Here is a 23,630-nt window from a genome sequence, read left to right as displayed (position 1 = left end):
TGCAGGTAGTTTTTTTATTAAGATAAGTAAACTATAAATAACATCTTAATTGTTCCAAAAATACTGGTTTTACTACAACGTTATTAGCCCTATAAAATATAAAAAAAGACTTTTACAGATAGCGTTATTGATTTTAAAAATCAACAATTCTTTTCTTTTATGATCAAAAAAACATGAAAACTAATCTGAAAGCAAAAGACTCGTAAAAGTCTAAATAATATTTTTATTTCGCTTAAAATCAGTAAAATAAGTCCTAATTTCATATGCTTTTTTTATAAAAATAGGTATTCTTCATTTTTTTCTTCTTTAAATATTAGGTTCATTTGTCAAACAATTTAATACTAAAGAAATGAGCGATAGTGAAATTTTTCCAGAAGAGATTTTAAACAGTACAGTTGAAAGTCATATTATTAAGCACAATAAAAAAACGTCGCTTTTATTTGTGATTACTTTCCTGGCACTTTTAATTGCCATTATTTCTCTTCCTTTTATAGATATCGATATTTATACTACAAGTAGAGGAAACATAATTCCGCAAGAAAAAAAACTTACACTATACTCCCCAATAAGTGGTAAAATATCTTTTTTTAATGTTGATGAAAATCAAAAGATAAAAAAAGGTGATACTCTACTAATAATAGATCACAATATATTAAAAGAAAGAGAAAATCTGAACACTGTTCAAAGTTCTGAAAACTCACTTTACTTAAATGATTTGAAGAATTTGATCCATCGAAATTACAATCAAATAAAATCCGATCAATATAAAAGAGAGCTTTTAAAACATCAGCAGGAACTATATAATCTGGATGTTATTATTAAAAACACACAATCCGAGTTTAATAGAAAAGAATACTTGTATCGAAAAGAAGTCATTTCTAAATCAGAATTTGAAAAGGCACAACTGGATCTGGATAAGATTAAAAACGACCGAATCAATTTAATCAAACAAACCGAATTATCCTGGCAAAAAGAATATACACAGTTAAGTCAGAATAATAAAAGTATTCATTCGAATCAAAAACAGTTAAAAGAAGAAGAAAACAATTACATCATAATTGCGCCCATAGATGGCGAATTAATAAACATGCAGGGTTTTCATAAAGGCAGCGGAATTGCAGCAGGAAACCCAATTGTTGAGATTTCTCCCGATAAAGATATCATAGTAGAAACCTACGTTAATCCATCAGAAATAGGTTTTTTAAGAGAAGGTGGAGAGGCTATATATCAGGTTGATGCCTTTAATTCCAATCAATGGGGTTTTGGAAGGGGCAAAATTTTCGAAATAAGTAAAGATATTTTGGTCATCAATAATGCTCCTTATTACAAAATTAAGAGCAGCCTGGAAAAAGACACACTCTCCTTAAAAAATGGAGCCACAGGAAATTTGAAAAAAGGGATGAGTTTAACAAGCCGTTTTTTTCTAACTAAAAGAACCGCGTTCCAGTTATTATTTGATAAAGTAGACGATTGGTTTAATCCTTATAACAACAAAAATGAATAAAATTGCCATAAAACAACATGACTCTTCAGATTGCGGTGCTGCTTGTTTAGCGTCAGTTTCAGAGCATTACAATATAAGCCTGCCTATTTCGAGAATCCGACAATATGCAAATACCAATCAAAAAGGAACAACATTATTAGGGTTAAGAGAAGCTTCGGTAAAATTAGGATTTCTGGCCAAAGGGGTAAAAGTTGAATTTGAAGGATTAAAAGATATTCCGTTACCCGCCATATTGCATGTACTAATTATAAAAGACGGACATGAGTTTCCTCATTATATAGTAGCTTATAAAGTTACCAGCAAATATGTCCTTACAATGGATCCTGCGGTAGGCAAATTAGAAAAAAAGTCATTTGCTGAATTAGAAAAAATATTTACCGGGTACGCTTTAATTTTAGTTCCGGATGATGATATTTTTAAAGAGAAAAACGAAAAAGTATCAAATTTCAAAAGAATCTTATTTTTATTAAAGCCTCATAAATACATTTTACTGCAAGCTATTATTGGAGCAGTTTTATATACCCTTTTAGGTTTCTCAGTTTCAATTTATGTAGGTAAGATTACTGATTTTGTACTAGTCAGCGGGAACAAAAGCTTGCTGAATTTAATGAGTATAATTGTAATAGGCTGTTTGTTGCTTCAAATTGTATACAGTGTTTTAAAAGATGTATTTATTTTAAAAACAAGCCAGCAAATTGATTCAAGGCTGATATTAGGGTATTACAAACATCTTTTTACAATGCCTCAAAAGTTTTTTGATACCATGCGAATTGGTGAAATTATGTCAAGAATTGGAGATGCCGTAAAAATTCGGGCTTTAATAAATGAAACAGCTTTAAGCATTTCGGTAAACCTTTTAATTGTTATTTTTTCTTTCATTTTCATGTTTACTTTCTATTGGAAATTGGCTTTAATCATTTCATTGATAATTCCGTTTTATGTTACTATTTATTTAATAACAAATAAGTTAAATAAAAAAGTAGAACGCGAAATAATGGAGAAAAACGCGCTTTTGGAATCTCAATTGGTAGAGTCTATAAAAAACATCGGTACGGTTAAAAGATTATCGTTAGAAGATTTCTCTAAAACAAAAACAGAATTAAAATTTATTGATTTGCTTCAAAGCATTTATAAATCCGGATTGAACGGAATTTTTGCCAGAACATCTACTGATTTTATTTCCAGATTATTCACCATTATACTTTTATGGGTTGGAACCTATTATACCATTGATGGCGAAATTACACCAGGAGAATTGTTTTCGTTCTACTCTATTATTGGATATTTTACAGGTCCTGCAGCACAATTAATAGGAACCAATCAGGCCATTCAGAATGCAATGATTGCTTCAGATCGTTTATTCGGAATCATGGATCTGGATCGTGAAGAAATGGAATCTAAAGTAAACCTGACCAAACATAATTTTAATGACATCAAATTTAAAAACATCGATTTCTCTTATGAATTGGGAAGATACATTTTTAAAGATTTGAATTTAACAATCAAAAAAGGCCAATTTACAGCTTTAGTGGGAGAAAGCGGAAGCGGAAAAAGTACAATCGCATCATTAATTCAAAATATTTATGCTCCAAAAGAAGGCAAAATATTAATTGGTGAATATGACCTGAATTACATCTCTAAACAAAGTATCAATTCATTAATTACCACAGTGCCTCAAAATGTAGAGCTTTTTGATGGAACGATTGCTTTTAACATTGCAATTGGACAGTCAAATCCAGACATGGAAAAGATAATTAATGTGAGTAAAAAAGTAGGAGCTTATGATTTTATTGAAGCTTTACCAAACGGATTTAATACTTATTTAGGTGAGTTTGGAGCCAATTTGTCAGGAGGAGAAAGACAGCGAATTGCTTTTGCAAGAGCACTCTATAAAGATCCGGAAGTGCTTATTCTTGATGAAGCTACGTCAGCTCTTGATTCGGAATCAGAGTTGGTGATAAAAAATCTGGTTGAAGATTTAAGAGCCCAGGGAAAAACAATAATTGTAATTGCACACAAGCTGCAATCGATAAAAAAAGCAGATGTTATCTATGCCTTCAAAAAAGGCGAAATTGTTGAGTCAGGCTCTCATGAAGAGCTTCTAAATAAAAAAGAATACTATTATAAAATGTGGAATAATATAATTGTTCAATAAGGAAAATTTAACAAAAATGAAAAATTACTCTTTTACAAAAACAGCTATCGTAAGAACTCCAATTGCAGAAAAACAAGTGGATATTACGTGGGAGAAGATTCAGGAAATCTTCTCCAAAAAAGAAAACAGAGAAGCACTATTTATTGGCTCACCAAACATCTACAAGGCACTTTTATCTTGGGAAAAAGGAGAAGCTTTTCAGAACGAAGATGACTTAAAAAACCTAAAAGGATCTTTATACAAATATGTTTCCCGTTTGTCAAACAGAAGTACGCCTTTTGGAATGTTTGCCGCTGTGTCAGCAGTAGATATGAAGCCGGAAACAGATTTGAATATTGCGGAGAGTGCTTTTGGCCGGTTTACTAAATTTGACATGTATTTCTTAGGAAGCTTTTTACCTGTCATTTTGCAAAATGATGCTATACAAGGAGTTTTAAAATACTATAGCAACAACTCAATTTATACCGTTTTTGATAAATACAGATATGTAGAGTACTATTTCAAAGATAATGTTAGGTTTCATAAAATCTCTGAAGTAGAAATCAGCGAATATCTGGAACAACTATTCGAGAAAGCTAAAAACGGGGTTTTGTTAAACGAATTGGTAAATCATTTAATTTCAGATGAAATTACAGAAAAAGAGGCCAAAGAATTTATCAATACTCTTATTCAAAGTCAATTTATTGTAAGCGAACTTGAGTTTACAATAACCGGCGAAGATTATCTGGATAAATTAGTAAAAATATTTTCGGAAAAACGATTTGATTTTTATGAAGCTCAGGTCATCAAAGAACTAATTACGAATCTAAAAACAAAAATCAATACCCTTGATAAAAATAATAATAACGATCCTGCTTTATATACTGAAATTCATGAATTAGTAAACGAAGAATTAAATCACGTTGATGTTTCAAAATTATTTCAGGTTGATAGTTTCAGAAAGATAGAAAATGGTTCCATCAGCTTTAAAACCTTGAAAAATTTACGTCCTGCGTTAACTGTTTTAAATAAATTGCAGTCAAAATACAACAATACCAGCTTAAATGAATTTAAGAAAAAATTCCAGGAACGTTTTGAAGAGTATGAGCAGCCATTAGTAAGTGTTCTGGATCCGGACATTGGTATTGGCTACGGAAGACAGTCTGGAGCAAAATCACCTTTGGTTGATGAATTGCAAATCAATGGCGAACAGTCTGAGGTAAATCAGATTTCAATGGATGCAAAAAAAATATTCATATTCCAAAAATTGATTCAGGCTACAAAAAATAATCTTCAGTCTATCGAAATTACCGATGAAGAAGTCAATAAATTTGAAGAAAATGAATCTTTATATCCTGATACTTTTTCAGCATTTGTAAATGTTTTTCATGAAAATGGAGTTGAAAAAATCAATTTAAAAACGGCTAGTGGTCCATCTGCAAACGGGTTAATTGGAAGATTTAGCCATTTAGATACCAGAATTTTAGATTTATGCAATGAAGTAACTACAATTGAGAACCAACTACAGCCGGATAAAATTATTGCTGAAATAGTGCATTTGCCTCAGGCAAGAACAGGGAACATTTTGTACAGAAATTTCCAAAGAGAATATGAAATTCCATATTTAGGAAATGCATCTGTAGACAAAGAGAATCAAATTATGATTGATGATCTGTATGTTTCAGTAAAAGGAGGAAAAATCGTTTTGCGCTCTAAAAGACTCAATAAAGAAATTATTCCAAGACTTAGTAATGCACATAACTTTAGTACAAATGCATTGCCGATCTATCATTTTCTTTGTGATCTTCAAAATCAAAGCTCTTTTGGATTTGGATTTAATTGGGGTGCACTTCAAAATCAGTTTGATTTTTTACCACGAGTAACGTACAAAGATGCAGTTTTAAGCAGAGCTACCTGGAATATCAATAAAACAGAAATTGAAAGTATTTTGGCTGTTAGCGAATCAAAAAACGTTGAATTTATTCAAAATTTTATAGCAAAAAGAAAGATTCCGGATCTTGTCTATTTCACTCAGGGAGATAATGAAGTCCTTATTAATTTCAACAATAATTTAAGCTGTAATGTTTTTTACTATATGCTTAAAGGAGAAAAATTCGTTCAGTTAAAAGAATTTTTATTCACTGAAGACACTATAACAGGTACATATTGTAATGAAATAATCTTTACAGCACATAAAAATATCGATCAAAAACAAGTAGCTGCCGATGCTATTCAGTTTGTATCGAAAGAGTCTAAAGCAAATGTAATTTCTTCATTTTCGATAGGAGAAAAGTGGCTTTATTATAAATTTTATTGCGGAGAGAGAGCAGGCGAAGAGGTACTGAACAGAGCAATAAATCCAATTGTTCAGGAATTAGAATCAAATGATTTAATCGATAAATGGTTTTTTATTCGCTATCACGACGCTCAGGGTCACCATGTCAGATTCCGTGTTTTGCTAAAAAAGATCGATTCTTTTACAGAGTGTATTCAAATTGTTAAAACGCATATCGAACCTCTTGAAAAAATGAAAATCATCTGGAAAACACAAACAGATAATTATCTTAGAGAGTTGCAAAGATATGGATACGAGGCTATTGAGGAAACCGAAACCTTGTTTCACAATGACAGCGAATGTACTTTGCAGTTTATTGATATGATTGAAGGAGATTCCGGAGAAAAAATAAGATGGCTGTTTGCTCTATTGTCTATGGATCACTTTTTAGACGATTTCAATATCAGTCTTGAAGCAAGAATCAAATTGTTTAATTTGGCTAAAACCAGTTTTGGAAAAGAATTTAATCGTTCAGGAAAACTTAACAAACAAATCAATGAGATGTTTGTTAATCATGAATCTGAAATTGAAGCTTTCTTAGATAGAAACAATATTGAGGAGATGTATGAGCCTTTAACTGAAATTCTTAAAGAACGTTCAGCAAAAAGTGCCAATGCTGTTGCCGCAATAAAAAGAATCAGTAATGAAGATCGTCTTCCAACACCACTTTATAATATCATGTTAAGTTATGTACACATGATTTGTAACCGAATTTTTATAACCAAACAAAGAGCACACGAAATGGTTGTTTATGATTATTTGTATAAATATTACAGTAAACAACTGCATACAAACAAACCGCTTAAAGAAAAAGCAGAACTAATAAACTAACATTATGAGAGCATTAGCAGTAGTAACGTCTTCTCTATTTGATAAAATCGAAGACAGCCAAAAACATTTAATAGAAATTGATAACTTAAAAATTCCTATTGCTTTCATTGAAGGAAATCCTCCTAATTTTGAAGCTGATTCTGCTCAATACGCGAATCTTGTTTTAGTAAAAAAATCAAGTTTTTCTTTAAATTATAGAGATTTAGGTGTTATTGAAGGTGCATGGCAACAATTAAACGCTGAAAAAAACGATACTTTTTATCCCATCGGATCGGATTTTTCAGGACATGTGGCAGCTATTGGTAAAAATGTAACCGCATTCGCAGTGGGTGATTTGGTGATAGGAAATTGCTTCTATCCTGAATCTGAAAATGGAGCTGTAGCGGGAATTCCCTCTAATCATTCCAGCAAAGAATATGAAATATATCATTGGGGGAAATTAATCAAGGTACCGGCTTATATTTCCAGTGTCGAAGCCGGAGCACTTAGTATAGGAACGCAAACTGCCAATGCAATGATAAGAAAAGCCAATATCAAAAAAGGAGATAACGTATTGGTAACCTCAATTACGTCCAACACTTCTTTCTTTTTACTGAATGCGCTTTGGAACCTGGATTGCAATGTTTATGGATTATCTTATTCAGGAAAAAACACTGAAATAGTGCGTGATCACTTTCCTTTTATTAAAGATGTTTTTTCAATAAAAGACAATAAAATATCCGGAAAATTACTTTTTGATGTAGTTTTTGATGCCTTTTCAGATACTTATTTGAGTATTTTGTCTTCAAAATTAAATTTGAATGCGCGGTACCTGACTTGTGGTATTTTTAATCAGTCATCAGATAAAATAAAAAATATAAAACCGACAAATTTACCTTTGTTAATTGCTAATCTAATGATTCGTAATGTTAGCTTTATTGGTAATTGTTTAGGAACAACTGAGGATTTGGTGACAGGTATGGAAACGTATAAAACAAATAAGCTCAAGATCGATTCTGTTTTTACGGATAGTGATTCTTTATCTGATTTTATCACTAAAACCTATAATCTGGGATCTGATAAATTTGGAAAGGTGGTTTATCAATATACTTAACCCGGGAAGCAAAGTCTATTTATAGTAATTCCGAAACCAAACCTTCTGCCATTCTCGTTTTAAAACTAAAAAGGAAACCTGTTCAGCCAGAATAACTAAATCAGAACCGTCTAGTTTTTTAATTTCACTTTCTGACACATCAATAATATAAAGAAGATTCAAATATTCAGCGAATTTGTACTGAATCATTCGGTAGATTTTTTCGTGAAGCTGAATCTTTAATTCGTCTGGAGAAATGCTTAACGGAAAATCGATTCCTTCATTAGCTAAATTAAAATCCTTGTTGATTTGTTCGATCAGGTTGAGATATAGGTTTTCTTTTTCGGCATCAGCCAATAAAAAATCGGTATTTTCTGGAATTGGAAACATTGATGCTTTTTAAGATTGACGCAAAGTTAAAACTAAAAAATCATTTAACTGTCGATTCTCTTTCAATGATTCTTGTAGGGAGTTCAATAATTTGATGTGTTACCGGACGATGCTCTTTTATGTCTACTATTTCATCAATTAAAAGAGAAACTGCCTGATGCCCCATTTCAAATCCGGGCTGATCAATGGTCGTTAATTTTGGTGAAATAACGGTGCTCATAAACCAGTTACTAAATCCGAAAACGGCAACTTGCTCCGGTGTTTTTATTCCCGCTTCATTAAAATATTTAATAATCCCGATGGCTACCAAATCTGTAATGGCAAAAATGGCATCAATATCCGGATGTTCGGTCATTATTTTTTGAGCATTTTCGTAACCATCCTCAAAATCGGTATTGTTGTCACAAACATAAACCAGTTTTGAATCGTACTCGATTCCATGAGCTTCAAGCGCTCTTTTGTATCCTAAAAAACGATCAATAGAATTTTGAGGAACATACGAACCTCTAAAGTGTGCAATTTTTTTATATCCTTTATTGATAAGATAGGTAACAGCATCATAAGCGGCTTTGGCATCATTGATTACTACTTTGGAGCAATCTACTCTTTTTGCTATTTTATCAAATAAAACAACCGGGGTGTTTTTTCGAATGGCTTCATTAATGTGAGTAAAATCATCAGTTTCATTCGAAAGCGACATTAAAACGCCATCAACGCGCTTCTGAATCAATAAAGCAAGCTGTTTTTTCTCAAGTTCATATTTTTCGTTTGATTGTAGTATAATGACCAAATAACCTCTTTTTTCTGCTTCTTCTAAAATACCATTCAATACACTGGAAAAGAAATGATGAACCGTCGCCGGAATAATGACACCAATGGTTTTTGTTTCATTGGTTCTTAAGTTTACCGCAACAGAATTGGGCATATAGTTCATTGTCTCCGCCATTTCGATAACGCGGGCACGGGTGGCTTTACTAATATCTGTATAGCCTTTTAGTGCCTTTGAAACCGTTGTAACCGAAATTCCGAGTGCCGAGGCTATATCTATTAATTTAGTATCATTCATGAAATAAAAGTACTAAAAATAAACTGCATTGATAAAATTTTTAGTTTCGAAAACGTTTTAGGTCGTTTCGAAAACGTTTTCGATTTCTAATTCTTAAATTGGTGGTAATTAGTGATTAAGTTTACAATCATAAAAAGAAAACTTTACCAACTAAACCAAAAAAAAATGAAATCAAAACAATCTTATTTAGGTATATTATTTTTAATAATGTGCCTAATCTCTGTTCCCAATAACCTGTTTGCGCAGGTAAAAAACACTGTTTCAGGAAAAGTATTCGATGACAGTGGAGCAACGATTCCCGGTGCTAATGTATCTATTAAAGAAACAGGAAAAGGCACTATTACGGATGAAAACGGAGGATATTCATTCTCAAATATCGAAGCTGGAACTTACACCATTATTGCAACAAATGTGGGTTATAAAACTTTCGAGAAAAAAATTGCAATAAAAGAAGGAGAATCTTTGGAAGTAAATTTACTTCTTGAAGGCGAATCACAAAGTTTAAAAGAAGTTGTAGTTACCGGATCATCAAGTCCGAGATCAAAGCTTGAATCGAGTGTTGCTATTACGACAATGGGGGCGAAGGCAATCGAAGACAGAGCGCCATCAAGTACAGCAGCTTTGTTGCAGACAATTCCCGGATTTGTGGTTGAAGCATCTGGAGGAGAAATTGGAAATAACCTTTTTGCAAGAGGAATTCCATCAGCAGGAGCTTACGAATATGTGCAGATTCAGGAAGATGGTTTACCGGTTTTTGAAGATGGAGCTTTGCAATTTGCAAATGCCGATACATTTTACAGATTAGACGAAACGGTAAGTAAAATGGAAGCTGTTCGTGGAGGTTCTGCATCAATTTTCGCAAATAATGCTCCGGGTGGAATTATCAACTTTATTTCAAAAACAGGTCAGAATGAATTTATGGGAAGAGCCAAATTCACAACTTCAGATTACGGAATGTTCAGAACAGACCTTAACCTGTCTGGTGCTCTAATTCAGGATAAATTATTCTTTAATGTAGGAGGTTTTTACAGAGCCGATAATGGAGTAAGAAATACTGGTTTTACAGCCAATAAAGGAGGACAAATCAAAGGAAATCTTACATATAAATTTGATGATAGCGATTATTTAAGAGTAAACTTCAAACATCTTGATGACAGAAATACATTCTATTTGCCAATTCCTTTAAAAAGCAACAATGGAAAAATTGAAGGTATTGATGGATTTAATCCGAATTACGGAACTTTGACTTCAGTAAATTTCAGTCATTTAAATGTACCTCAATATGGCGGCGGAACTTTTACTGCTGATTTAGAAGATGGCTCTCATCCAATTATAAACTCAATTGGAGCTGAATTTAAAAAGAAAATATCGGAGAAAGTAACCTTCAAGAATGCCTTCAAACAAACCAATATTGATTTAAATTATAATGCCATTTTCCCTAATGGAGGTCCTTGGACACAAGACGCTTATGCAACAGGAGTTCAAAATACAACAGCCAGTAATTTAACGTATTCTTATGTAGACAATGGGCAAACTCTTGATCCAAATGCATTAATTATGAGAGCAGATCTTTGGCATATCGAGAAAAAGATGAACAATTTTGCGAATAATTTCTCTTTTTCTTTTGATTTAGATCCTGTACAATTGACTGCCGGTTACTATTATTCTAACTGGAAATCGAATCAATACTGGAACTGGAATTCGTATTTAGTGGGCGTTTCAGATAATCCGAGATTGTTAAACGTAAAAGACAACACAACCGGAGTTGATCATACCTGGAATGGTGTAGAAAGAATTACCTGGTTGGAAAGAGATGCTCAGACTAAAGGACTTTTGAATGATATTTATGCTGATGCAGAAATTAAAGCTACTGATAATCTAACCTTCAACGCTGGTTTGAGATACAATAAAGACAAGTATTCAGGATACAGAGATAACGCCAGATTTTTTGCTGAAGATTTAGGAATTTTAGATAACAATACAGCCGACGATGCGGTGACAACGGTAAAAGGAAATCCTTATACTTACTGGAGATATGATGTGAGCGAATGGTCTTATACTGCTGCAGGAAACTACAAATTCAACGACAACATGGCTTCTTATGTTCGTTACAGCCACGGTTTCAGATCTCCAATTGAAGAGTCATTTTATGATAATGCAGCCGATTTAAGCAAGTTAGAAAACACAGAAGTAAATCAGTTCGAATTGGGTTATAAATATTCTAATTCATTCTTCAATGTGAATGCGAATTTGTTTCACATGAACTTGAAAAATGTGGCTTTTACTGATATTTTATCTGACGGAAGTTCTGAGAATAAATTTGCAGACGTAAACAATATTGGTCTTGAAGTTGAAACCAATGCAAGATATGAAATGGTTAAACTGAACTTTACATTTACTGTTCAAAAACCGGAATATGATAATTTTACAGGAACAAATGCTGACGGTTCTACTTTTGATTTCAACGGGAATACAGCGAGAAGAATCCCTAAATTTTTCTGTAACCTAAGGCCGGAAGTAGACATCACAAAAGATTTTACAGCATATGTTCAGTTTTCTTATTACGATAAAAAATTCACAAATCAGGATAACAGACAAGTTTTACCGGCATATAAAGAAGTTGGTGCAGGGTTGAATTATACTTATAATAATCTTCGTTTTGCAGTCGATGCTTCGAACTTATTTAATGAAATTGGTTTAACCGAAGGAGATCCAAGACAAACAACATCTGCCGCAAGCGATGTGTTTATGGCAAGACCAATTTTAGGACGTGCTTTTAGATTTTCTGTAGCGATTAATTTCTAAATTCATATAAAATCAAAGGGTATGCGGTATTGTAGAGGCGCACAGCAGTGCGTCTCTCACACCGTAACCACAAAGCATAGACAAACAAGTAAAAAATGAAAAACATAGGAATCAAAATATCGCTTTACCTTAATTATTTTGTCTTTGCTATTTTATTAAATAGTGTAGGTATTGTGATTTTAAAGTCGCAGAAAAATTACGGAGTCGATGAAGTTCAGGCTAGTATTTTAGAAGCTTTTAAAGACATGCCAATTGCCATTGTATCTTTTTTTATAGCTTCTTTTTTACCAAGAATTGGCTATAGAAAATCGATGCTTATTGGGTTAGGTTTGGTTACTTTGGCTTGTATTTCTATGTATTTTGGGAACTCTTTTGACAATGCCAAAATTCTTTTTGCGACAGTTGGAGTATCCTTTGCTTTGATCAAAGTTTCGGTTTATTCGTTAATAGGAACTGTGACCGAAACCAAGAAAGAACACAATGCTTTAATGAGCAGTATCGAAGGGTTTTTTATGGTCGGAATTGCATTGGCTTATTTCTTATTTCCGGCTTTTAATAACGAAAATGATCCTAATTCCTGGCTAAATGTTTATTGGTTTTTGGCAGGATTATCACTGCTTTCGTTCTTGTTTTTATTCTTTGTAAAATTTGAAGAGCCTGAAGTTTCGGCAGGAGCAAATCTCAAAGACGATTTCATGCAAATGTTCAAATTAATGGCAAAATTGCTTACCGTTATTTTTGTAATAAGTGTCTTTTTGTTCGTAATGATAGAGCAGGGAATTTTGTCGTGGCTGCCAACATTCAATACCAAAGTGCTTCATCTGCCGGAAAATATCAGCATTATGATGGCTAGTATTTTGGCTATTTCTTTAGCAATAGGAAGATTGATTGCCGGGATTGTGACCAAAAAAGTAAATTGGATTTGGGTTTTAAGTTTTTGTATCCTTTCTGCCATGCTGATTGTCATTTTTGTACTTCCAAAAACAGTAGGTTTAGAAGTAAAAAGCATCAATACACTTTCGGATATTCCCTTAATTGGCTTTGCATTTCCTTTAATCGGATTGTTTATTGCGCCTATTTATCCGCTGTTAAATTCGATTGTTTTGAGTGCTCTGCCTAAAAATCTGCAAAGTTCAATGACCGGATTAATTGTAATTTTTTCGGCTCTTGGCGGAACATTAGGTTCCAGAATAACGGGTTGGCTGTTTAAAAATGAAGGACCGGAAAAAGCTTTTTATTTTACCTTAATTCCAATGTCATTATTACTGATATCCTTTTTTATTCTTAAAAAAATAACTGCAAAAGATGAAATTTAAATTACATATAACCCAAACGATCGAAAAATTATTGACTCAGGAAGATACTGATGGCGATAAAAAAATAACGATTGATGATAATGGTCCAAAAAGATTTTTGCTGTATGATGTAGATGGAAATCCGGCTATTATTGAAGGGACTTATCAGCTTTCAAATTTATTGCAGGAATTGGCGCTGGCGAAAAAAAACAATATAGATTTCGCCGAAATCAATCTAAACGAAATTACCGAAGATCCTGTAAAAAGGATTTCTAGAAAAATAAAAAATCTCTATTGGAAAGGTTTAACGAGAACAATTGATGCAAATGGTGTAAAGAAAATTCTGGAAGATAATAAGATTGAAAATGAAATAGCTTATTTATATGTTCCTTTTGGAGATGAAATTGTTTTTGATTATTTCAAAAAATTGGAAGCCACAACACCAAAGTTAAAAGTGGTTCAAATGCCTAAAAGTATTTCACCTGAGTATGTTTTATCACTTAATAAACAACCCGGAATTCTGGCATTGGCTCTTCAAATTAAGAACAATGAAATTTCAGGAGTTCCGTTTGTTGTTCCGGGTGGAAGATTTAATGAAATGTATGGCTGGGACAGTTATTTTATTGCAAAAGGACTTTTAATCGATGACAAAATTGATCTTGCATTGGGTATTGCAGAAAACTTTAAATATCAGATTGATCATTATGGAAAAATTCTAAATGCCAACCGAAGTTATTATTTGACACGTACACAACCGCCTTTATATACATCCCTAATTATGGATGTTTTAGAAAGTTCGAATCCGGATATTTTTTGGATTGAAAGACATTTAAAAACCGCCATAAAAGAATATCAAACCGTTTGGATGGAAGAAGGAAAACGACTTACCGCAAATGGATTGAATCGTTATAAAGCAGAAGGAATCGGGCTTCCGTTTGAGGTAGAAGAAGGGCATTTTGATGATATTCTGGAGCAATATGCGCCAAGATATAATTTGTCTACGCGTGAATTTGAAAAGAAATATCTCGAAAGAGAAGTGGTAGACGCAGAACTTGATAAGTATTTTATTCATGATCGAAGCATGCGAGAAAGTGGTCACGATACAACAAATAGGTTGGTCGGAATTTGCGCTAATTTAAATACGGTTGCGATCAATAGCTTGCTTTATAAATATGAAACAGATATAGCTTTTTTAATCAAAAAATATTTTAAAAACGAATTTCAATATTTTGAAGATAAGTCTTATTCGAGTGAATATTGGATTTCAAAAGCCGTTTCCAGAAAAGAAAAGATCAATAAAATGTGCTGGAATCCTGAAAACGGAATCTATTTTGATTATAATTTTGTAACGGAGGAGCAGCATTTCTTTGAAGCTGCGACAACATTTTATCCACTTTGGGCGAAAATAAGTACGCCTGAACAAGCAGAAATCTTGGTAAAAAAGGCACTCCCAAGATTTAAAATGAAAGGTGGAATTGCCGGAAGCACAAAAGAATCTATTGCCAATCTGGATGAGAATTCACCAATACGACAATGGGATTATCCTTTTGGCTGGGCGCCGCATCAAATGCTTTTGTGGAAAGGTTTGCTAAATTATAATTTTAACGAAGAAGCACAAGAAATGGTGTATCGCTGGCTTTGGCTGATTGCCAGAAATGCGGTCGATTATAACGGAACTATTCCGGAGAAGTTTGATTTATCGATCAGTTCTCACAAGATTTTTGCCGAATATGGAAACGTAGGAACCGAGTTTGATTATATAACGGAAGAAGGTTTTGGATGGATGAATGCTTCTTTTCAATACGGTTTAACAATTTTAGAAGAGGATTTAAAGCAAAAATTATCAGCTTTAGTTGATCCGGATGATTTGTTTTAATTTCTAAAATGACAAACCCGACAGGTTTTTTTAAAACCTGTCGGGTTTGCTATATGTGTAATTCGTGGCAAAAAAAACTAAACTTTTCTTCCCATTAAATTTTCACCGAAAGTTCTCAGAATATTTTTCTTTTCGACATTAATATCCATTTTTTCTAAAGTTTCAAAAGCTTTAAAAGTATACATTTCTATCGCTTCCTGTGTCGCTTTTGAAGCTCCTGATTCATTAAAAATAGCTTTCGCAGTTTCTATTTTTTCTAAATTGTCTTCTAATTGCAATCCAAATAACTGTCGTAATTCTGCTGCTTTTTCATCAGATGAAAACTCAAGAGCTTTTAGATATAAGTACGTTTTTTTGTTTTCGATAATATCTCCTCCAACTTGTTTTCCGAAGGTTTCAGGATCTCCAAAAGCATCTAAATAATCATCTTGTAACTGAAATGCCAATCCAAGATTAAGTCCGAAATCGTAAATCAAATCTGCCTCTTTTTCAGAAGTTTTCGATACAATAGCACCCATTTTCATGGCCGCAGCGACTAAAACAGCTGTTTTGTATTCGATCATTTTCAGGTATTCGGGAATAGTAACATTACTTCTTTCTTCAAAATCAACATCCCATTGTTGTCCTTCACAAACTTCAAGAGCCGTTTTGCTGAATAATTTCGCTAAATCCCTAAAAACCGTTGGTTCGTATTGTTCAAAATACTGGTAAGCCAGAATTAACATCGCATCACCAGAGAGAATTCCGGTGTTGATATTCCATTTTTCATGAACGGTAACTTGCCCTCTTCGCAAAGGCGCATCATCCATAATGTCATCATGAACTAACGAAAAATTATGAAAAACTTCAACCGCCATTGCAGCTGGAAGCGCTATTTTATAATCGGCATCAAAAACTTCTGAAGCCATTAAGGTAAGTACGGGACGCATTCGTTTTCCGCCAAGCCCTAAAATATAGGTAATAGGTTCATAAAGATTCTTGGGTTCTTTGTCTATGCTTTGGTTTTCTAAATAATTAATGAAAAATTCCTGGTACTGACTAATATCGTGCATAAAATGAAATTCTGATTTACGAGGCTCAAAGATACAATTCAAATATGAAATATGTTGTGCTAAAATTTAAATGCTAACTAAGATTAAAAATCAGTTAAAATTGACCTCGTTTTTAATCTGTTAAATTATTTTAAAAAAAACTTGGAAACTTATTTGGTGTTTAGAGTTTCCTGTTTATATTTGCACTCTTAATCGGAAACTCAGAACACTATAAAAGTTTCCGTATGAAGTTTAGACAGATTATAAACTAAACAAAACCAAAAAGTTATGAAAACAACATGGACCTTAGATTCTAGCCAATCAGATGTTTTGATTAAAATGAGACATTCGATTATTGCCTATTTAGGAGGAACTACAAATAAATTTGACGGTTACGTTAATATTGAAGACAATGAAATCGAAGATGCTTCGGTCGAATTCTCATTAGATATTAATAATAAAAATGATAGTTTTCAACACATCGATTCTCATATGCAGTTGAATGATTTGTTCAATGTAAATGAGCATCCTATTATCAGTTTTAAATCGACATCCTTTCAGAAAATTAATGATAACATCAATTTTTTCAAGGGAGATTTAACTATAAAAGATGTAACAAAAGTAGTTGAGCTTGATGCAGAATTTATTGGTATCAATTCTTATAACGGACAGAAAAAAGTTGCTTTTGAAATTAAGGGAGATATTAAACGTCAGGACTTTGGTTTAGACTATAATGCATTTAATTTCAACGGGGGATTAGCATTAGGAAAAGATATCAAACTTATTGCAAATCTTGAATTTAGCATATAAATCTTACATATTGAATAAATTAATGTAAAATTATTACAAATATAACGGAAACTATTTTTTAAGTTTTAGTTTCCTAATTATATTTGTAATGCAATTTGAATTAAAATGAAAGAGAAAATCATATCAAAAGCGAGTGAGTTGTTTTTAAAACTCGGTTTTAAAAGTGTTACGATGGATGATATTGCAGGAGAAATGTGTATTTCGAAAAAAACGATTTACAAATATTTCTGTAATAAAGAAGTTCTGATTGAAGAAAGTACTTCGATGGTTCACAGACAGGTGCATGAAATAATCGATACCATAGTAGCTAAAGATTACAATTCCATTCATGAAAATTTTGAAATAAGAGAGATGTTTCGGGATATGTTTAAAAATAATATGGATACTTCACCCATTTATCAGCTGAAAAAGCATTATCCGGAAATTTATCAAAATGTTTTATCGCATGAAATTGAACAATGCACCCAATATTTTAGAGTAAACATAGAAAAGGGAATTAGTGAAGGATTGTATCGTGAAGATTTAAATATTGATATCTATGTGAAGTTTTATTATACGTTAATTTTTCACATTAATGAAACTACAATCTCTGAAAGGGAAGCGCAAGAAATAGAATTAGAAGCGTTGGAGTATCATACCAGAGCTATGGCGACCGAAAAGGGAATAATCGAATTAGAAAAACAACTTAAAAAAATTAGTACTTAATTAATCAATCTATATGAAACGAATAATTCTTATATTTTTGTGTTCAATTGGCTTGACTGCCAACGCACAAGTCAAAACCCTAACCTTAAAAGAGGCTCTTACATACGCGTTGCAAAACAAAGCGGATGCTAAAAAATCGAAACTACAGGTTGAAAATAGTGAGTATCAAATTCAGGAAATTCGCTCAAGAGCTTTACCACAAATTTCTGGTAACGCAAGTTTAACTTATAATCCTATTCTGCAAACCAGTGTAATCGATGGAGGATCTTTTGGTCAGCCGGGAACTTCTATTCAGGCTACTTTTGGTCAAAAATGGACTTCCGGAGCAGGAATCTCTTTAAGTCAGGCATTGTTTGACCAATCTGTTTTTACAGGTTTGAGAGCTGCTAAATCTACACGTGAATTTTATCAAATAAACGATCAGTTAACAGAGGAGCAGGTTATTGAAAGAGTTGCAAATAACTACTATGGAGTATATGTACAGCGTGAAAGATTAATTTTATTAGATAGTAACTACGTTAATACGACTAAAGTTCGCAATATCGTACAAGGTCAGTTTGACAATGGTTTGGCTAAAAAAATTGATTTAGACCGTATTATTGTTAAAATGTCAAACATTGATACTGAGCGTCAGCAAATTAAAAATCAAATTACTTTACAGGAAAATGCTTTGAAGTTTTATATGGGAATGCCTATTGAAGCTCAAATCGAGATTCCAAAAGAAGAATTTGAAGTGGTTCCTGCTGCCTTAACTGAAGTTCCTAATGTTGAAAACAGAACAGAATATTTGCTTTTGAAAAAACAAGAAGAATTATTAGTGTTTAATAAGAAAGCTACTGAAGCATTGTATTACCCAACATTAAATTTGGTTGCTGGTTATAATTATATAGGGCAAGGTCCTGATATGCCTCTTTTCGCTAAACCAAAAGATGGTGTTTATTGGTCTGATTACTCTGCAATTGGATTGAATTTACATGTGCCAATCTTTACAGGTTTCGGTACTCGTGCTAAAGTAAGACAGGCAGATGTTGAAATTAGATCACTTCAAGAAGATATTAAAGACACCAAACTTTCACTTGATTTGGATTACAGAAATGCAATGGCTCAAATTGAGAACAACCTTATCACGATTAACAATCAAAGGGAAAACATGCGTTTAGCTAAAGAAATTTTAAGCGATACAAAAAACAATTACCTTCAGGGATTAGCATCATTAACCGATTTATTAGATGCTGAAAATGAATCTCTTGAGGCTCAAAATAATTTTACAAGAGCAGTTTTAAATTACAAAATTGCTGAGATAACACTAATCAAATCAAAAGGCGAACTAAAAACTCTTATTAAATAACTAATTACAATGAAGAAAACTATTATAACAATCGTAATCATAATCGCAGCCTTAGGGGTGATTGGATATATCTTAAATAATAATAAGAAGGAGAATAAAGAGAAAACAGATATTGTTGCTGAGAAAAATGCTGCGGTTTCAGTAAAAATTTCTCCTGTTAAGACAGAAGAAGTTTCATTAGACTTCGTTGCAAACGGAAACTTTCAACCAATCCAACAGTTGACATTTTCTGCTGAGAAATCAGGAAAAGTAATCAGCGTTTTGGCAAAAGAAGGAGATTACGTAAAAGTTGGTCAAACTTTATTGACAATGAGAGGTGATGTAATCAATGTAAATGCACAACAAGCACAGGCTGTTTATGCAAATGCAAAATCAGATTATGCGAGATATGAAAATGCTTTTAAAACAGGTGGTGTTACAAAACAACAATTAGATCAGGCAAAATTGGCTTTAACAAATGCTCAGTCTAACTTAACCCAAGCTAATATTAATGTTGGAGACACAAGAGTAAAAGCACCAATCAGCGGATTTATCAATAAAAAATACATTGAGCCGGGATCTATCTTAACAGGAATGCCGGCGACTGCATTGTTTGATATCGTAAATGTTTCTAAATTAAAATTGGTAGTTACAGTAAACGAAAATCAGGTAGCAAGTTTAAAAGTTGGAAATACTATCAATGTAACTGCTAGTGTTTATCCTGATAAAAATTTCTCAGGAAAAATCACTTTTATTGCAGCAAAAGCTGACGAAAGTTTAAACTTTCCTGTTGAAATCGAAATTGCAAATAATACAAACAATGACCTGAAAGCAGGTATGTACGGAACTGCAAATTTTGCTTCAAATCAACAAAAACAACAGTTAATGGTTGTACCTAGAAATGCATTCGTAGGAAGTGTAAGTAGCAACGAGATTTTTGTGGCTGAGAATGGTATTGCAAAATTGAGAAAAGTAACTGCGGGAAGAATTTTAGGAGATCAGGTAGAAATCATCAATGGATTATCTGATGGCGAAAAAGTAATTACTACCGGTCAAATTAACTTACAAGACGGTAATAAAGTAGAAATTATTAAATAATTTAAAGCAATAAGCTATACGCCATAAGCATTAAGCTTATTGCCTAAAGCCTACAGCCTAAAGCAAAATATATGAAATTAGCCGAAATATCCATAAAACGTCCGTCGTTAGTAATTGTATTGTTTACAATTCTGACTCTTGGTGGATTGTTCAGTTATAGCCAGTTAGGCTATGAGCTGATCCCTAAATTTGAGCAAAACGTTATTACAATTTCTACAATTTATCCTGGAGCTTCTCCAAGTGAGGTAGAAAACACTGTAACCAAGAAAATTGAGGATGCGATTGCATCTTTAGAAAATGTCAAGAAAATTGACTCGAAATCATACGAAAGTTTATCTATTGTTTCGATTACACTGACATCAAATGCAAAAGTCGATTTCTCATTAAATGATGCGCAACGAAAAATCAATGCGATTATTAGTGATTTACCAGATGATGCTGAAACACCTTCGTTAACCAAATTCTCGCTAAGTGATTTACCAATCATGACGCTTGGTGCCAACGGAAAAATGGACGAGGCGGAGTTTTATGATTTGATTGATAAAAAAATAGCCCCAATTTTGTCTCGTGTACAAGGTGTGGCACAGGTAAATATTATTGGTGGTGAGGAACGTGAGATTCAGGTAAATCTTGATGCATTAAAAATGCAGGGTTACGGATTATCTATTCCTCAGGTGCAACAAAATATTTTGAGTTCGAATCTAGATTTCCCAACAGGAAATATCCAAACCAGAAATCAAAAAATATTAATTCGTTTAGCGGGTAAATATAAAAGTGTTGAAGAATTAAGAAACTTAGTAGTTTCTTCTCAAAACGGAATTCAGGTTCGTTTAAGTGATATTGCTGATGTTCAGGATACTCAAAAAGTAGCAGAGAAAATATCTCGTGTAGATCAAAAAAGTGCGATTGTTTTACAAATCGTTAAACAATCTGATGCAAATGCAGTTGCAGTAAGTGAGCAATTATTGAAAACAATTGCAACTCTTGAAAAAGATTATGAAAAAAATCATTTAAAATTAGAAGTTGCAAAAGACAGTACAATTTTTACTCTTGAAGCAGCAGATTCTGTTGTTCACGATTTATTAATCGCGGTAATTCTGGTAGCATTTGTAATGTTGTTCTTCCTGCACAGTATTAGAAACTCGTTGATTGTAATGGTTTCTATTCCTGCCTCTTTGATTGCAACATTTATTGGTATTTATTTAATGGGATATACATTAAACTTAATGAGTTTATTAGGACTATCTCTGGTGGTTGGTATTCTTGTGGATGATGCGATTGTGGTATTGGAAAATATCTACAGGCACATGGAAATGGGTAAAAGCCGAATTCGTGCATCATACGATGGTACTGCAGAAATTGGTGGAACCGTAACTTCGATTACCTTAGTAATTGTGGTGGTATTCTTGCCTATCGCGATGAGTTCTGGTTTGGTTTCTAATATTATTACACAATTCTGTGTTACGGTAATTATATCAACTTTACTATCACTTTTAGCTTCGTTTACTATTATTCCATGGTTATCATCTCGTTTTGGTAAATTAGAGCATATCGAAGGAAAGAATTTATTTGGAAGAATTATTCTTGGTTTCGAAAGTTATTTAACACGTTTCACTAACTGGGTTTCTGAATTGTTAACCTGGTGTTTGGATCATTATATTAAAACATTTATTGTTGTATTAGTATTGTTCTTTGGTTCAACAATTGGATTAATGGGTGGAGGTTTTATTGGAGGAGAGTTTTTCGCTTCTTCTGATAGTGGAGAGTTCTTAGTTCAAATCGAAATGCCAAAAGATGCATCGTTGGAACAAACGAACTTCATGACACAAAAAGCAGAAGCTTATTTGAAAGCTCAGGAATATGTTCACAGTCAAATTACAACAGTAGGACAAACTTCTGAAGGATTTGGTGCGTCGCAAGCTACAGCTTACAAAGCAGAGATTGACGTAAAAATGATCGAGCAAAAAGATCGTACAGATGATGCAAACGTATACGCTGCAAAAATCAAACGTAAATTAGAAAAAGTATTAGTTGGAGCAAAAGTAAAAACAGTTCCGGTTGGTATTTTAGGTACTGCGGAAGATGCAACTTTAGGATTAATTGTAACAGGTCCTTCAACAGAAGCGGCTATGGCATTTGCTAAAAAAGCAGAAGCTGAATTACGTACTATTCCTGGAACAACAGAGATCAAATTAACAGTTGAAGATGGTAACCCTGAGATTAACGTTAAGGTAGATCGTGATAAAATGGCTGCCTTAGGATTGACATTACAAACAGTTGGTTTAACCATGCAAACTGCTTTTAGTGGAAATACTGACGGAAAATACAGAGCTGGTGAATATGAATATGATATCAACATCAGATACAATGCATTCGACAGAAAAAGTATTACGGATGTTAGTAATTTGATTTTCATCAATGCAGCTGGTCAACAAATTAAATTATCTCAATTTGCTACAATTACAGAAGGTTCAGGACCTAGCCAGTTGGAGCGTAGAGATAAATCAGCGTCGGTAACTGTAAAAGGACAAAACGTTGGGGTTCCTTCAGGAACAATTGTTACACAATGGCAAGCGAAGTTAGACAAGCTTCAAAAACCAGCTGGTGTAAACTATATCTGGGGTGGTGACCAGGAGAACCAATCTGAAGGATTTGGTACTTTAGGAATCGCTTTATTAGCCGCTATTATCTTGGTTTACTTAGTAATGGTGAGTTTGTATGACAGTTTCGTTCACCCATTCGTAGTATTATTTGCGATCCCGCTTTCGTTTATTGGTGCGATGTTGGCATTGGCTTTGACTAATAACTCATTAAACATCTTTACCATTTTAGGTATCATCATGTTGATTGGTCTGGTGTGTAAGAATGCGATCATGCTGGTCGATTATACGAACCAAAGAAGAGCAGCTGGAGAATCAATCAGAACGGCATTAATTCAGGCGAATCACGCTCGTTTACGTCCGATTTTGATGACTACAATTGCGATGGTATTTGGTATGTTCCCAATTGCATTAGCATCTGGAGCTGGAGCGGAATGGAAAAATGGATTGGCTTGGGTAATCATCGGAGGATTAATTTCTTCTTTATTCCTAACCCTGATTGTAGTTCCGGTTATTTATAACATCATGGAGAAAATAATTGCTAAAGTTAGCAAAGGAGAAAAAATCGATTACGAAGCTGAAATGGTTGCCGATTATGAGCATACAGAATTAAGTGAAGATGGTTTTAATCCTAAACATACCCATTAATTGATTTAATTTTAGATTGAAAAAATCCCAAATTCCGAAAGGAGTTTGGGATTTTTTATTTTTATTAAGCTCTCAGATTTGGAATTTGAGATTTTCTATCTTG

The 23,630-nt window shown here is 33.1% G+C and carries 15 protein-coding genes; 12 read left to right on the top strand and 3 right to left on the bottom strand.

Annotation, left to right across the window (positions count from 1 at the left end; all coding sequences use genetic code 11):
- Nucleotides 1-349 precede the first annotated feature (349 nt).
- The 4 genes from Q7C23_RS00805 to Q7C23_RS00790 are packed head-to-tail and all read left to right on the top strand — an operon-like array spanning nt 350 to nt 7,897.
- Nucleotides 350-1,504 carry an HlyD family secretion protein gene (locus tag Q7C23_RS00805; protein WP_375030743.1) on the top strand — a complete coding sequence of 385 codons (1,155 nt, stop codon included), beginning with the start codon at nt 350-352 and terminating at the stop codon, nt 1,502-1,504.
- Nucleotides 1,497-3,659 carry a peptidase domain-containing ABC transporter gene (locus tag Q7C23_RS00800; RefSeq protein WP_375030742.1) on the top strand — a complete coding sequence of 721 codons (2,163 nt, stop codon included), beginning with the start codon at nt 1,497-1,499 and terminating at the stop codon, nt 3,657-3,659. The genes Q7C23_RS00805 and Q7C23_RS00800 overlap by 8 nt, the downstream gene beginning before the upstream one ends.
- A gap of 16 nt (nt 3,660-3,675) precedes the next feature.
- A complete protein-coding gene (locus tag Q7C23_RS00795; RefSeq protein ID WP_375030741.1) occupies nt 3,676-6,804 on the top strand; it encodes a lantibiotic dehydratase in 3,129 nt (1,042 codons plus the stop codon).
- Nucleotides 6,805-6,808: 4 nt separating this feature from the next.
- Entirely contained in the window at nt 6,809-7,897 is a 1,089-nt protein-coding gene (locus Q7C23_RS00790) for an alcohol dehydrogenase catalytic domain-containing protein (protein ID WP_375030740.1), read from the top strand.
- 15 nt (nt 7,898-7,912) lie between these two features.
- On the opposite strand, the gene Q7C23_RS00785 is transcribed toward Q7C23_RS00790, so the two are convergent.
- Both Q7C23_RS00785 and Q7C23_RS00780 read right to left on the bottom strand, forming a co-directional pair.
- Nucleotides 7,913-8,266: a hypothetical protein gene (locus Q7C23_RS00785; protein ID WP_089350062.1), complete on the bottom strand. Its 354-nt coding sequence runs from the start codon at nt 8,264-8,266 to the stop codon at nt 7,913-7,915.
- Nucleotides 8,267-8,306: 40 nt separating this feature from the next.
- Nucleotides 8,307-9,332, bottom strand: coding sequence for a LacI family DNA-binding transcriptional regulator (locus Q7C23_RS00780; RefSeq protein ID WP_056189717.1), 1,026 nt, complete (start codon nt 9,330-9,332; stop codon nt 8,307-8,309).
- Between the two features lie 165 nt (nt 9,333-9,497).
- Here Q7C23_RS00780 and Q7C23_RS00775 point away from each other — a divergent pair, with 165 nt between their 5' ends.
- The 3 genes from Q7C23_RS00775 (at nt 9,498) to Q7C23_RS00765 (ending at nt 15,308) form a co-directional block, all read left to right on the top strand.
- Nucleotides 9,498-12,137, top strand: a complete 2,640-nt coding sequence (locus Q7C23_RS00775; protein ID WP_375030738.1) for a TonB-dependent receptor — start codon at nt 9,498-9,500, stop codon at nt 12,135-12,137.
- 95 nt (nt 12,138-12,232) lie between these two features.
- Complete coding sequence (locus Q7C23_RS00770; RefSeq protein ID WP_375030737.1) at nt 12,233-13,453, top strand: sugar MFS transporter; 1,221 nt, start codon at nt 12,233-12,235, stop codon at nt 13,451-13,453.
- The gene (locus tag Q7C23_RS00765) at nt 13,443-15,308 is read left to right on the top strand and encodes a trehalase family glycosidase (RefSeq protein WP_375030736.1); all 1,866 of its coding nucleotides are present in this window, start codon (nt 13,443-13,445) and stop codon (nt 15,306-15,308) included. The genes Q7C23_RS00770 and Q7C23_RS00765 overlap by 11 nt, the downstream gene beginning before the upstream one ends.
- 77 nt (nt 15,309-15,385) lie before the next feature.
- Here Q7C23_RS00765 and Q7C23_RS00760 read toward each other — a convergent pair whose 3' ends face one another.
- Nucleotides 15,386-16,360: a polyprenyl synthetase family protein gene (locus tag Q7C23_RS00760; RefSeq protein WP_375030735.1), complete on the bottom strand. Its 975-nt coding sequence runs from the start codon at nt 16,358-16,360 to the stop codon at nt 15,386-15,388.
- Between the two features lie 267 nt (nt 16,361-16,627).
- Between Q7C23_RS00760 and Q7C23_RS00755 the strand changes: the two genes are divergently transcribed.
- The 5 genes from Q7C23_RS00755 (at nt 16,628) to Q7C23_RS00735 (ending at nt 23,527) form a co-directional block, all read left to right on the top strand.
- Nucleotides 16,628-17,149 carry a YceI family protein gene (locus Q7C23_RS00755; protein WP_375030734.1) on the top strand — a complete coding sequence of 174 codons (522 nt, stop codon included), beginning with the start codon at nt 16,628-16,630 and terminating at the stop codon, nt 17,147-17,149.
- A gap of 105 nt (nt 17,150-17,254) precedes the next feature.
- Nucleotides 17,255-17,854, top strand: a complete 600-nt coding sequence (locus tag Q7C23_RS00750) for a TetR/AcrR family transcriptional regulator (protein ID WP_375030733.1) — start codon at nt 17,255-17,257, stop codon at nt 17,852-17,854.
- Nucleotides 17,855-17,867: 13 nt separating this feature from the next.
- Nucleotides 17,868-19,202, top strand: coding sequence for a TolC family protein (locus tag Q7C23_RS00745; RefSeq protein ID WP_375030732.1), 1,335 nt, complete (start codon nt 17,868-17,870; stop codon nt 19,200-19,202).
- Between the two features lie 9 nt (nt 19,203-19,211).
- Nucleotides 19,212-20,279: an efflux RND transporter periplasmic adaptor subunit gene (locus tag Q7C23_RS00740; RefSeq protein WP_375030731.1), complete on the top strand. Its 1,068-nt coding sequence runs from the start codon at nt 19,212-19,214 to the stop codon at nt 20,277-20,279.
- Nucleotides 20,280-20,350: 71 nt separating this feature from the next.
- Complete coding sequence (locus tag Q7C23_RS00735; protein ID WP_375030730.1) at nt 20,351-23,527, top strand: efflux RND transporter permease subunit; 3,177 nt, start codon at nt 20,351-20,353, stop codon at nt 23,525-23,527.
- Nucleotides 23,528-23,630 lie beyond the last annotated feature (103 nt).

It is taken from the genome of Flavobacterium sp. LAR06 (assembly GCF_041946075.1).
In the GTDB taxonomy this organism is placed as follows: Bacteria; Bacteroidota; Bacteroidia; order Flavobacteriales; family Flavobacteriaceae; genus Flavobacterium.
The sequence above is the reverse complement of the archived record's forward strand: the minus strand, read 5'-3'. Positions and strand labels throughout refer to the sequence as shown.